The sequence below is a fragment of the Pseudomarimonas arenosa genome (assembly GCF_014841215.1).
Classification (GTDB): Bacteria; Pseudomonadota; Gammaproteobacteria; order Xanthomonadales; family Xanthomonadaceae; genus Pseudomarimonas; species Pseudomarimonas arenosa.
This window is the reverse complement of the sequence record NZ_JACYTR010000009.1, coordinates 1-14,601: the sequence shown is the minus strand read 5'-3', so window position 1 is coordinate 14,601 and position 14,601 is coordinate 1. Positions and strand designations below refer to the sequence as shown.

The following is a 14,601-nucleotide window of genomic DNA, read 5'->3' as shown; positions in this document are numbered from 1 at the left end:
TCAGCGGTCACAGCTCGGCTATCATCGGGCCTGGGGATCCAAGCGCCCGCTTTCTCGGCCACTGCAGGGCGCCGTCTCGTCCGCGCTACGTCGCCAGCTCAGGGGATCGATCATGCCCAAGCCACATTCGCTTGCCATTGCCTTGTCGCACGCACTGGTTTCCCAAGCTCTCGCCGGCGGCACGACGATCACCGTCACCACCGAAGCCGACGAACAGAACGTCAATACCGCGTGCTCGCTGCGCGAGGCCTTGATCAATGCCGCCAGTGACGACCAGTCAGGCAGTACCGACTGCCCGACCGGCGCGGGCGTGGATACCATTGCCCTGCCGGCCGACCAGACCATAACGCTCAATTCAGCCCTGCCAGATCTGCAAGGCTTCTTTAGCCTGAATGGCAACAACAGCACCATCACCCGCGGCGGCGGCTGTAATCTTGACGGCACAACGGATGCGGGTGAGTTTCGGCTGTTGACGGTTGGCCCAGGCGAAAACCTGGTGCTGAGCCAGATCACCTTGAGCAACGGCTGTGCCGACGGCAGCCTGAGTGCCGGCGAGGGCGGCGCCGTCTATGTCGGCTATGGCCAACTGACCCTTAGCAGCAGCACTTTGAGCAACAACTCGGCGATCGGCGGCGGCGGCGCGCTGGCCTGCCGGTCGAACGGCCTGCACAGTTGCAGCGCCAACGACAGCCTGTTTCAGGGCAATGTTGCCACCCTGGGCGGCGCGATCTACACCGATGGGGCGAACGGCAATTCGTTCACCAGTCGCTTTCTCAGCAACACCGCCAGTTCCCACGGCGGCGCCTTGCATCATCAGGGCGGCAGCCGTTCGCTCAATTTCGCCTATCTTTCGGCCAATGTCAGCGGCGGCAACGGTGGCGCGGTCTGGTTCGACGGGCCGGGCACCTATGACGAACTGTTCATCGATCGCGGCGTTTTTGTCGCCAACACCGCTGTGAATGGTGGTGCTGCTTTCCTTAGCGGCGACATCCGCGTCGATATCACTACATTCAGTTCCAACAGCGCGAGCGGCAATGGCGGCGCCCTGTACCTGGACAATGCCAGCGCCAGCCTGACCCTGCGTGACAGCAGTCTGATCGACAACGGCGCAGGCAGCGGCGATCAGCTGTTCATGAGCAGCGAATCGAGCGCCTCGATCAGTCATAGCTTGCTGGTCGGTCTTGAAAGCGACAACTGTGCCGGCGCGCTGACCTTGCTCAGCGGCAGCCACAATCTCACCACCGATGATTCCTGCCAACGCAGCGGCATCGATCTGGTCGATCGCAGCGCCCTGGCACTGGGCCCCTTGGCCGACAACGGAAGCTCACGGCTTACCCATGCACTGGGGCCCAGCTCGGCAGCCATCGATGCTGGCGATACCAGCTGCCTTGGCGTGGATGCCCGCGATGTCGCGCGCCCGATTGACGGCAACAATGACAGCACGGCGCTGTGCGATATCGGCGCCTTCGAATTCGAGAACGCCGCGCAAGCCGGGCCCGATTTCGTGGTCAATCGCCTCAGCGATATCAATGATGGCCAGTGCACTGATGGTCTGGATGGCTGCTCGCTGCGCGAGGCAGTGATCGCGGCCAATGGCAATGGCGACGACTCCGTCATCAGTTTCGATCCCGACGTATTTGCCGGCACCCTCACCAGCACCCTCACCCTGGGCCAGATCACGATCAGCACGCCGGTGACCCTCACCGGACCGGGCAGCGAGCGCCTGACCCTGGATGCCAACTCAGCCTCGCGCCACTTCAATATCAATGGCGCTGGCCTCTTTGCTGCCGCGCTGTCCGATCTGCGTCTGATCGGCGGCAACAGCGCCGCCAGCGGCGGCGCGATCAATTCGAACGAGGGTTTGAGTCTCAGCCGTATGCGCTTCGAGGGCAATACGGCGACCGACAACGGCGGCGCTGTCGCGGCCAACGGTGTTAGCCCGACCATTATTCAGTTCGCTGACAGCACCTTTGTGTCCAACCAAGCCGAGGGGACGGGCGGGGCTGTCCATATCAGCATCTTCAACACCTCGTCGAGCATTGATATCAGCAACAGCAGCTTCAGCAGCAATCAAGCATCGAGTGGCGGCGGGCTCTATATCACTGCGAGTGAATCGAGCCTCAGTCTCAGCAGTTTAACTATCAATACCAACACCGCCACCAGCGGCTCTTATACCAACGGCGGGGGAATTTTCTTACGATCCGGAGACAACAATGCCAGCCTGCAGGGCCTGCAGGTGCTGGGGAATCAAGTACATTCCACCGGCGGGCCTAGCTATGGTGGCGGACTGGCCCTCATTTCGCTCTACGGCACGCTTACCCTCAGTGACTCGACAGTCTCAGGCAATAGCGCCACTAGCGACAGCGATGCCTCCAGCGGCGGTGGCCTGTTCATCTACGGATACGAAAGCAACGTCCTGATCGAGCGAACCACTATCGACGGCAATTCAGCTACCAGCTTCGGTGGCGGCGCAAGCCTCTATAACGGTCGCAGCGCTTCCACCACCATTCGAAGTTCCACCCTTTCCGGCAACTCGGTGGATGGGTTCGGCGCCGGACTCAGCACTAAGGTTGGCACGCTCGCTCGGGTCACCTTGGAGGGCAGCACCGTCACCGCCAACATCGCCGACAACGACGACAACGCCAGTGGTGGCGGCGGCGGCCTGTACCTGGATATCGACAGCGTCAATACGGTGTCGCTGCAAGGCAGTGTTGTGGCGGCCAACCAAGACCTGAACGCTGGCGCGGCGCCCGACATCCAGCGCAACGGGCGCAACCTTGTGCTTAACAACAGCATCATCGGTGACAACGCCGGCTCCGACCTCATCGAAGCGCCGATCGGCAGCCCCAATCTTGGCTTCAACCTGATCGGCTCGGCCGCAGGCGGCGGGGTGATCGACCCCATGCTTGACCCTCTGGCCGACAACGGTGGTGCCAGCTTCACCCACTTGCCCGCTGACGCCTCTCCGCTGATCGATCACTACTTCGTCTGCAGCGGCAGCGACCAACTCGGCCGCACCCGCGGCATCGATGCCGACGGCGAAGTCGGCAACGACTGCGATGTAGGTGCGGTGGAACTCGCCGACACCATCTTCCGCGATGGCTTTGAGAACGGTGTAATCACCAAGCGCTTCGAACAGCGCAACATCGTGTTGAATCGGGCGGAGATCGCCGCCCGGCTCGGCCCAGCACGCTCGCAGGCCTTGCTGATGCGGGCCGGCAGCGCCAAGCGCAACGGTAACTTGGTGTTATTGCACGCACGCCAGATTGGCGACCAGATCCAGCTGCAGCTCAATCGCTACGAGCACGGCGAATGGACTCAAGGCGCCTGGCAGACCATGCGCAGCGAGACTGTACAATTGCGCTGGTAGCCAGATACCGCGAGCCCGGGTGCATCGCGCAGCGCTGGCGCACTGAACCATAGGGTGCGCCTTGGGCGCACCGACTCGTCCTGCGCCATTCGTCCGCGCATCGACGTGGTGGCTACTGTACTTTTGCCGTCCCTCAGTGCGCCGCACGTGTCACATCGGCGTCTCGAAGGACCCACCACGAACTGCGTGAGAAGTGCGGGCTGTTCATCGCCGACCGCAGCCATCACTGCGGATTCGAGGCAGGCTATCAGCGCCGATGACGACAACACGGGCACCCTGCCCGAGTCGATCGACGACACGAACACTGATAGCAAGATCGCTCAGGCAATGACGGGCGAGTGCATCGGGATGAATCGGCATTTCGATGGCGGGGCAATGCCAACCTTACTGGGCTATCATCCAGCCAGGGCTCCCGGTGCCCATTGAGATCACACAGCTCAACGACGTCGCCAGTTCAGGGGATTGATCATGCCTAAGCCGCAGTTGCTCGCACTTGCCTTGTCGCAAGCACTGGCCTCGAATGCCATCGCCGGTGTCATCATCGACGTTACCACCACCGCTGATGAGCAGAACACCAATGGTCAATGCTCGTTGCGCGAGGCACTTCTGAATACCGCCAGCGGCGACCAAAGCGGCAGCACGGATTGCCCGGCCGGCGCCGGGGCCAATGCAATCAACCTGCCTGCGGATCAAACCCTGACCCTGAGCTCGGCCTTGCCCGAACTCGACGGTTTCGACGCGCTCAACGGCAACAACAGCACCCTCACCCGTGCCGGTGGCTGCAATCTGGACGGCAACACCGATGCTGGCGAGTTCCGCCTGTTGACGGTCGCGGTCGGCAGCACGCTATCACTGGCCAGCCTCAGCTTAACCAATGGCTGCGCTGATGGCGGCAAGGGCGATGGTGAAGGCGGTGGCATTCTGGCCGAAGGTGCCGATCTCACGCTCACTGACGTGACGCTGAGCGGAAATTCCGCGTTCACTGCCGGCGGTGGCCTTTCGTGCAAGTTGACCACCAGCTGCGGCGGCGTCGGCGTGGCGTTCGATAACAATCGGGCGGGTGGAAAAGGCGGCGGGCTTTATATTGAACAAGCGACCGGAACGCTTAGCGGCGGCCGCTTCAGCGGTAACTCGGCCGGGGCGAACGGCGGCGGGCTGTACCTGCGCGGCGGCTTTCTCAGCGTGGCGCAAACCTCGTTCAGTGGCAACGCGGCGGCGGCCGATGGCGGTGCCGCGATGGCCGAGCTCGTCGCCCCTGGCGATCGCCTCAATCTCGATCAGTCCCTGCTCAGTGGCAATACTGCCATCCGCGGCGGCGGCGTCTTTCTGCGCGCCTATTCCACCCTCAGCAACAGCACGCTGAGCGGCAACAGTGCCGCCTATGGCGGGGGGCTGTATGTCGACACCTCGAACGGGTCGCTCAGCCTGACCGATAGCAGTCTGGTCGACAACATCGCCAGTATCGCCAACGCGCAGCTGCGCACCACCGCCGAGTCGACCATCAATCTGATTCGCAGTCTGCTGGTTTCGGACGGCACGACGGGCTGCAGTGTCGCTGGCATCACCAACGAAAACTCCAGCAGCATGACCACCGATTCGAGCTGCGTGGTCAGCAATGTCACCCTGCAATCGCGCAGCGCGCTGCAGATCGGCGCGCTGGCTGACAATGGCGGCCCCTTGTACAGCCATGCACTGGGCCCGGCCTCGATCGCCATCGACGCCGCTGGACTCACCTGTTCAGGGCAGGATGGCCGTGGTTATGCACGCCCGGTAGACGGCAACAACGATTCCAACGCGTATTGTGATGTGGGCGCGTTCGAGTTCCAGAACGCGCTGCAGTCGGGGCCCAACTTCGTGGTCAATCGCGTCACTGATATCAATGACGGCCAGTGCACCGAGGGCATTGATGGCTGCTCGCTGCGCGAGGCGGTGATCGCTGCCAACGGCAATGATGACCTGTCCGAAATCACCTTTGATCCGGATGTGTTTGCCAGCAGTCAAACCAGCACGCTCACGCTTGGATTCATCAGCATCGTCGAATCCGCCACGATTACGGGTCCGGGAGCAGATCTGCTGACCCTTGATGCCAACGACGCTTCCTTTCATTTCGGTGTCAATATTCCCGGGGTCGGCACGGCCACGCTGTCGGACCTGCGCCTGATCAACGGAACGAGTGGCAGCGGCGGTGCGATCAGTTCATTCGACAGTCTCTTCTTGAGTCGGATGACCCTGGAATCCAATACCGCAGGCAATGCCGGCGGTGCGCTGTCTGCAGGTGGGTTCGGCGATGTCACCATCTCGATCACCGACAGCCGCTTCATCAACAACAACGGCGGCAGCGGCATCGGTGGCGGCCTGACCATCAACACCTTTGGCAATACCAACATCCTGATCGATGGCAGCGACTTTAGTGGCAACTCCGCCTTTGGCGGCGGCGCACTGCACGTCGACGCCGATGACGGCAACGTGACGATCAGCAACAGCACCATCACCGGCAATACCGCTACCTGTGCTGGTGGCTGTGGCGGTGGAGGTATCTTCATTGGCGGCTCAGTCGGCACCACCACGCTGCAGAATCTGTTGATCAGTGGCAACCTGACCAGCTCGACCGGTGTTCGCGCCTTTGGCGGCGGCCTGGCCGTCGAATCCTATAACGGTCATGTGGTGCAACTGCTGGATTCCACCGTCTCGGAGAACACGGTCACCAACACGTCCGGTCCGGCCTTTGGCGGCGGCATCGCGGTGAACGGCAACGCCAGCAGTTTCATCGTTGACCGCTCCACGATTAGCGGCAATGCAGCGGAAGAATCGGGCGGCGGCCTGGACGTGACGGTGCTGTACGGCGGCAGCACGAGCATTCGCAACTCCACCGTTTCCGGCAATCGGGTCGATGGCTCGGGCGGCGGCATGCGTACCATGGTCGGCAATCTGTCGCGCGTCAGTGTCGAGGGAAGCACCATCACCGGCAACATCGCCGATAACGATACGAACGGCAGTGGTGGCGGTGGCGGCCTGTCGCTGAACATCGACAGCGCCAATACCGTGTCACTGCAGGGCAGCGTGATCGCCGCGAACCAGGATCTCAATGCTGCCGCTGCGCCCGATATTGAGCGCAATGGTCGCAGCCTCACCCTTGCCAACAGCTTGATTGGAGACAATGCCGGCAGCGGGCTCAACGAGGCACCTATCGGCAGTCCCGACCTTGGGTTCAACCTGATCGGCTCGGCCGCCGGCGGCGGGGTGATCGACCCCTTGCTCGGCCCCCTGGCCGACAATGGTGGTGCCAGCTTCACCCACTTGCCAGCTGACACCTCCCCGCTGATCGATCATTTCTTCGTCTGCAGCGGCAGCGACCAACGCGGCCGCCCACGCGGCGCCGATGCCGACGGCGAGGCCGGCAATGACTGCGACGTCGGCGCGGTAGAAGTGGTCAACACCGTCTTCCACGACGGCTTTGAAGACGGGATCATCACCAAGCGCTTCGAACAACGCAACCTCGTGTTGAGCCGGGCGGAGATCACCGCCCGACTCGGTCCGACGCGCTCGCAGGCCTTGCTGATGCGGGCCGGCACCATGAAACGCAACGGCGATCTGGTGTTGGTGCACGGGCGTCGGATGGGCAACCAGATCCAGCTGCAGCTCAATCGCTACGAACACGGCGAGTGGACCCAAGGCGCTTGGCAGACGATGCACAGCGAGACAGTACAGTTGCGCTGGTAGAGGATTCTGAGGGTCCAGGTGGGCCTGGGCGCACCTCCTCAGGCCCAACACCTCGTACGTGCATGGCGTTCGGCGTCCGGCTCCACACTTGCTGCACATTTCCCCCCTAAGGTGCAGGCGTCTTCGATCAACGCCTGGACCCGCCATGCCACGCCATCACGCCCTGTTCCTTGCCCTGGCCCAGCTCGGATTCGCGTCCGGCGTCGCCGCTGACACCATCACGGTGGATTCAAACCTCGACGTCAGCGCCGATGACGGCGTCTGCACCCTGCGCGAAGCGATCGAGAACGCCAACACCGACTCTGACAATGGCCGCACCGCAATGGGCGAGTGTGCGGTTGGAACGGGCGCCGACGACATCCTGCTGCCGGCCGATCAAACCATCACCCTCAGCGCTTCGCTAAGCCTGAGCAGTGATATTCATGTGATCGGCAACGGTGCGCGGGTCGAACGCAGCGAGAGCAGCTGCAATCTGGATGGCGTCACCGATGCCGGCGAGTTTCGTCTGCTCACCGCCAGCAACGGCGGCGACACCATCAGCCTGAGCAATTTCACCCTGGCCAATGGCTGCGCCGATGGCAGCGGCAACCTCGGTCGCGGTGGTGGGCTGTACTCGTTTACCAATTACATCACCCTTCAAAGCATGCGATTTGAAGGCAACCAGGCCAGGAGCTATGGCGGCGCCCTGTCCAGCTTTGCCGAAGGCATCAGCAGCCTGGCGATCAGCGACTCGGTGTTCAGCGGCAACACCGCCGGCTCGCAGGGCGGCGCGATTCGCAGCAACAGCGTGTCTCCCTTCATTGAGGACAGCACGTTCAGCAATAACGTGGCTGCGTACGGCGGCGCGATTCATCATCGCTACGGCAACCCGACGATCGACCGCAGCAGCTTTGTCGGCAACTCGGCCAGCGGCCAGGGCGGCGCGCTTTCGTTCAGGCGCCATCCTTCCTCGCCCGGCCAGATGCTGAGCCTCAACAGCAGCACGCTGGACGGCAACAGCGCCGACAAGGGGGGCGGTATCTACGCCGCCGGTTCGGTGTCCTTGCAGAACAGCACGGTGAGTGGCAACAGCGCGACGTCTGGCGGTGGCTTCCATCTGAGCACCCTGGGTGGCCTGGCCATGAGCGACAGCTCCGCCGTCGACAACAGCGGTGCCGGCGGCAGCCAGATCTTCTGGTCAGAAGGCAGCACGGTCGACGTCCGCCGCTCACTGCTGGTTGGGAGTGCGCCGGCCTGCAATACCGGCAGCACCGCTGCCAGCGGTAGCGACAATCTGTCTACCGATGCCAGCTGTGCGCCGGTCGGCGCCAGCGTGGTCACGCGCGAATCGCTACAGCTGCAAGCGCTGAACAATCAGGGCGGCAGCACCTTCACCCATGCGCTGGGGCTTGGCTCGGTGGCGATTGATGCCGGTGGAACGGCGTGCTCTGCAACGGATCAGCGCGGCGAGTCTAGGCCATTTGGCGCCGCCTGCGACATCGGCGCTTTCGAAGTCAACGAGACCCTGAGCAGCGGCAGCGACTTCGTCATCAATGCGTTGGGCGATGCTGGCGATGGCATCTGCGGCGCCGCCAGCGGAGAATGTACGCTGCGCGATGCGTTGCTGGCGGCCAATAGCGATCCCGACAGCTCAGCAGTTAGCTTCGACAACGCCGTATTCAGCGACATAAACACCCTGACCCTGGCGGCCGGCCAACTGCGCATCAGTGCTCCGCTCACGCTGACCGGCCCGGGCAGCGACCGGCTCACCCTCGATGCCAATGCTGCCTCGCGCCACTTCAATATCGAGCGACCGAGCTTTCCCGGCACGCCCTTGCTCGCCACACTCAGCGATCTACGCCTCATCAACGGCGCCATCACCGGTGACGGCGGTGGATCGATCAAGAGCTTTGAAAACACCGTCCTGCGTAACCTGATCCTGGAAAACAACGAGAGCGCCCAGGTGGGCGGCGCCGTCTGGGTGCAGGTCGATAACGCCACCGACGGAGAAGTGCGCCTGGAGGCCGTCAGCTTCGAGAACAATCGGGCCGTGTTCGGCGGAGGCGGCGCCGACCTGTCCATTGCCGGCATCGGTGGGACGATCAGCGTCAGCGACAGCCTGTTCGTTGCCAACGAATCGAATGCCAGTGGTGGTGGACTCAGCATCACCGGCAATGATGAGATTATCGAAGTATTGAACAGCGAGTTTCGCGACAACCTGACCTCCAGCGCCGGGAGCATGACCGGCGCTGGCCTCGTGGCCTTCCTGCAGGATTCGACGGCGACTATCCAGAACAGCCGCTTCCTCGACAATCGCACCGAAATCGGCGACGGCAGCGGCGCTGGTCTTGGCGTCGTGGTCAACGGCGGCTCGCTGGAAATGAGTGACCTGATCGTGTCCGGCAACTCCGCCAGCGGCACCATCTATACCGGCGGCGGGGTGTATCTCAGCACCTCCCAAGACGCTACCGTTGCGTTGCGACGAAGTCAGATCGTTGACAACCGCTCGAACGGCTCGGCCGGTGGCATTCGCGCCAGTCTGTACGACAGCAGTTCGGTCAGCATTGAAGGCAGCACGATTTCCGGCAATACGGCAGGCGGCGATGGCGGCGGCATCTGGTCCTACCTGTACGCCCCTAACACACAACTCAGCCTGGTCGACAGCACGCTATCCGGCAACGCGGCCAACGGCTCCGGCGGCGGATTTTTTGCCTATCCCTATACCGACGGCCCGGTGATCGAACTGCGCGGCACCACGGTCACCGACAACACGGCCGACGCTGATACCGATACCTCGGGCGTCGGCGGCGGTCTGGCCTTCGAGGCCCGCGGCGTGGGCACGGTATCGCTGCAGGGCAGCGTGGTGGCCGGCAATCACAGTCCGCCCGGTGCCGCCGCTGACTGGTTCGATGGCGGCCAGACGCGCAGCCTCAACAACTCCCTGCTCGGCGACAACAGCGGCGCCGCTCTACCCGAAGCGCAAATCCCCGATGTCAACAACAACCTGGTTGGCTCGGCCAGCGGTGCCGGCGTTATCGACGCCAAACTCGGCATTCTCAGCGACCACGGCGGCAGCACGTTCACCCATCGGCCCAGCGGTGATTCGCCCCTGGTCGATCACTACGACGGCTGCACCGGCAACGATCAGATTGGTCGTGCCCGTGGCTTCGATGGCGATGGAACGCCTGGCAACGACTGCGATATCGGCGCAGTCGAGTTTGTGCCTACCGTATTCCTCAGCGGTTTTGAGAATGCGCTGATCGTCAAGCGCTTTGAGCAGCGCAATGCAACGCTAAGTTCGGCCCGGCTGATGGATTCGCTGCGGGCCAGCGGCAAGCCCAGCCTGGTCCTGCGCGCGGCCTCCGCCGACGGCAGCTCCGCTCTGTTGCTGGTCCATGCCCGCCGTATTGGCACGCGCATCGATATCCAGCTCAATCGCTACGAACATGGCGAGTGGACCCAGGGGCAGTGGCGCTCGGTGGACGGAGACGCCGTGCAGCTGCGTTGGTAGGAATGCGCCGACGTCGGTGCGCCCGAGGCGCACCCTACGGTTGCGTCGCGCATAGGGTACGCCTTGGCCGCACCGTTGTGGCCGAATGGTAATACGCCTCAAACGAATGCCACTCCACACTCGCTGCACAATTCGTCGCTAAGGTTCAATCGTCCCCGGCTTCTGATCGGAATTCCCATGCCACGCCGTCACGCTCTGTTTCTCGCCCTGGCCCAACTGGGTGTCGCCTCCTCGGCCTCCGCCGTCACGATCACAGTCAACTCAACCTCCGACGGGATGGCCGACGACGGTGTCTGCACCCTGCGCGAGGCGATTGAGAACGCCAACAGCGACAGCCAGAATGGCCGCACTGCGGAGGGCGAATGCGCGGCGGGCAGCGATGCCGATGAAATTCAGCTGCCGGCAACGCAAACGATCAGCTTGCTCAGCGCCCTGCCCAGCATCACCGCTGAAACGACCCTGACCGGCAACGACGCCCGCGTCGAACGCTCGACCACGCTCACCGCCTGCACCTTGGACGACAGCGTGGGCGGCGACGAGTTTCCGGTGTTGAGCATTGTCGCCAGCGAACTGGTGACGATTTCCGATGTCACCCTGGCCAACGGCTGCGGCGATAGCGCAGCTGTCACCGAGGGTGGTGGCGGCATCCGCAACACCACCGGACCGCTGACCCTGAACAACGTCACCCTGAGCGGCAACAGCGCTCGCAACGGCGGTGGACTCTCATTCGCCACCGCGGCCAGTGCCGCCCTGACTGTCAATAACAGCCGGTTTGAAAACAACACTGCCAGTCGCTATGGCGCCGGCATCCACGTGCGCGATTTCAGCAGCGAGAGCGACGTCTTCCAAACCGACTTCAGCAACAATTCCGCCACCCTGGCCGGCGGCGCAATCGACGGCCGTGGCACGCTCACCCTCAGCCGCAGCACCTTGCGCAATAACTACAGCGGCGACGTCGGTGGCGGCCTGCGCCATAACGGCACCCTGGTGATGCTCAATTCCACCCTGTCCGCCAACACAGCATTCGATGTCGGCGGTGGTGTGTTCGCCGAGGGTGGCTCGCTCGATTTCGATGACAACACCCTGATCGACAATATCGGCAGCGGTGGCACCCAGATCGCCACGCCCGGCACTCAGGCCGGCACCATCGATCGCACCCTGTTCGTCGGCTCGGGCGACCATTGCGACACGCCGTTTGCCATCAGTGGCAACAACAACCTGTCGACCAACAACACCAACTGTGCTGGCAGCGCCCGTGTGAGCCGCGAGTTACTCATGATCGGCGCATTGGCCGACAACGGTGGACCGACCTTAACCCACGCCTTGGGTGGCGGATCGATCGCCATTGACGCCGGTGGCGTCGGCTGCAGCGCGACCGATCAGCGCGGCGTTCTCCGTCCTTTCGATGGCAACGGCGATGGTAATGCGCTGTGTGATATCGGCGCGTTCGAATCTGATCGCGTTGCGCCGTCCGGCCCCAACTTTGTGGTGAATGCGCTGGGCGACGCGGGGGACGGCTTTTGCGATCCCTCACCGAACGACTGCACGCTGCGCGATGCCATTCTTTCGGCCAATGGCGATGGTGCTGCCTCAACCATTAGTTTCGACCCCACCGTCTTCGCCAGCGCGCAGACCATCAGCTTGACCCAAGGCGAGCTACGCATCGCGCGCGATCTCATCCTGAATGGTCCCGGCGCCGAGCTGCTGACCGTCGACGCCCAAGATGCCTCTCGCCACTTCTTGATCAATCCACTTGCCTCATCCGATCCCGACATCGTGCTGAGTCTCGGCAACCTGAAGCTGATCAACGGGCTGACTAGCGGAGATACCGCCGAGTTTGGCGGTGGCGCGATCGGCGGCCGGGGCCAGATCGTGCTGCATGATCTGGTGCTGGAAGACAACGAAGACACCAGCGACGGCGGTGGTGCGATCAACCTGATCGGGCTGGGCACCGACCCGCAGCTCAGCCTGAGCAATATCCAGGCCAGGCGCAACCTCGGCGTCGGTAAAGGGGGCGCTGCGCACCTGCGCGGCGACAGCGTCAGCATTGCGGGCAGCGTGTTCGAGAGCAATACCGCCAGTGCCGCCTCGTCCAGCGCTGGCGGCGGGGTGCGTGTGCAGGTCAACAGCGGCGTCATCGATATTGCCGACAGCACGTTTAGTTCCAACCGCTCGGTGTCGTCGAGCAATGCCGCGGGCGGCGGCCTGAGCATCGGTTCCAATGGCTCGGACATCACGCTGCAGCGTTTGGCGCTGAACGACAACGCAGCGATCGGCGTGGGCGCCGACGGACTGGGCGGTGGCATCGAGTTCTCGGTGCGCGATGGCTCGCTGCTGATGGACGATCTCACCGTCTCGGGCAATTCGGCCACCGATGCCTTCGGCTTTTCCGCCGCTGGCATCTACTTGAGCGCGCTGGGTGACAACTCTTCCACCCTGCGCGACAGTCGGGTGCTGAATAACGTGTCAGACGGCTCGGCCGGCGGCATGCGAATCAACTTGTACGACAGTGCCCTGGCCAACATCGAGCGCAGCACGATCAGTGGCAACACGGCGGCCGTCGACGGCGGTGGCGTGTTCAGCTATCTCTACTACGCCAGCAATCAGCTCAGCATCAACGACAGCACGATCAGCGGAAACACCGCCGGTCGCTCGGGCGGCGGCGCCTACGTCCGCACCTACGGCACGAACACGCAGTTCTTGCTGTTCGGCTGCACAGTGACCGACAACACCGCTGATAGCGACAACAACGGCACCGGCGATGGCGGCGGTCTTGCCTTTGAACCGGGCGTCAACGGCACGGTCAGCCTGGCGCGCAGCGTGGTGGCCGGCAACGCGGACCTGGGCGGTGACATCCCTGACTGGCGCGACGGCGGTCAAACCCTGGTGCTGAGCAACTCACTGATCGGCAGCAATGCCGGCGTCATGCTGACCGAAGCGCCGCCGTCGGCACCCGACAACAATGGCAACCGGATTGGCGGCCCGATCAACGGCGTGATCGACGCCAAGCTGGGATTGCTTAGCGACCACGGTGGCGACAGCTTCACTCATCGCCCCGCTGGCGACTCGCCCCTGGTCGACGCCTTTGATAGCTGCCCCGGCAACGATCAACTCGGCCGTGCGCGCGGCGTGGATGCCGATGGCACCCCGGGCAATGACTGCGATATCGGCGCAGTGGAGTTTGTGCCCAGCATCTTCTACAGCGGTTTTGAAGACGACCTGATCGTCAAACGATTTGAGCAACGCACCGCCGAGCTAAGTCGATCACAACTGCGATCACGCCTGCCTACCATCGGCAAGCCGGCCGTGGTGCTGCGCGCCGCTTCCAGCGATGGCAGTGCCGGCCTGCTGTTGGTGCACGCCCGCCGGAGCGGCGAGCGCATCGAGCTGCAACTCAATCGATTCGAGCAAGGAGAGTGGACCAAGGGCGAGTGGCGCGCGGTCGATGGAGACGCCGTACAACTGCGTTGGTAGGAATGCCGGGCGGGAATTAGCGAGGTACTGACGAACCTCCATCCTTCCTCCATCTTTGCCTGTCAAGGTGCTCGCACATGGGGGCCATCACAGGCCTTCATTGCTCAAGGATCCATTTTCATGTCTAAGCGCACCCAGCCGATTGATTCGTCGCTGTCGAGGCACCCGGCAGTGCTCCCCGCCCTTTCTGCCCTCGCCGGCCCCGCCAGCACCAGCTTCGCTGGCATCCGCCTCACGGAGACCGAGCGGGGCGTGCGGGATAGCAGGCCGGCGCAACTCGCTCCAGTGAGTTTCGCTTCGGCGCCCTGCCGCGGCCAGCTGCTGCATCCGGTTCCGCCGAGTGATCCAGCGCAAGGCTTGCACACAGATGCGCAGCCCGCGGGCATCACCTGGCGCACCAGGAGTTGATCAGGACGAGTGACGTTTAACCCGGATATTTCATGAGGGGGCGCGGATGATCACCGAGGACTTTGCGTCGAGTGCAAGGCGCGACGAGCCCAAGTGGTGGGCCCACTTGGGCGAGATCGGGACGCAGTCCCGCGTAGCT

The 14,601-nt window shown here is 63.3% G+C and carries 4 protein-coding genes; all 4 read left to right on the top strand.

Annotation, left to right across the window (positions count from 1 at the left end; all coding sequences use genetic code 11):
* Positions 1 to 112 precede the first annotated feature (112 nt).
* Positions 113 to 3,370 (top strand): CSLREA domain-containing protein, encoded by a 3,258-nt coding sequence (locus IFO71_RS06555; protein ID WP_192028751.1) that lies wholly within the window; start codon positions 113 to 115, stop codon positions 3,368 to 3,370.
* Between the two features lie 468 nt (positions 3,371 to 3,838).
* Entirely contained in the window at positions 3,839 to 7,090 is a 3,252-nt protein-coding gene (locus IFO71_RS06550) for a CSLREA domain-containing protein (protein WP_192028750.1), read from the top strand.
* A 145-nt stretch (positions 7,091 to 7,235) separates the two neighbouring features.
* On the top strand, positions 7,236 to 10,580 hold the full coding sequence (locus tag IFO71_RS06545) for a choice-of-anchor Q domain-containing protein (protein ID WP_192028749.1): 3,345 nt from the start codon (positions 7,236 to 7,238) through the stop codon (positions 10,578 to 10,580).
* 177 nt (positions 10,581 to 10,757) lie between these two features.
* Positions 10,758 to 14,054 (top strand): choice-of-anchor Q domain-containing protein, encoded by a 3,297-nt coding sequence (locus tag IFO71_RS06540; RefSeq protein ID WP_192028748.1) that lies wholly within the window; start codon positions 10,758 to 10,760, stop codon positions 14,052 to 14,054.
* The last annotated feature ends 547 nt before the right edge of the window (positions 14,055 to 14,601 follow it).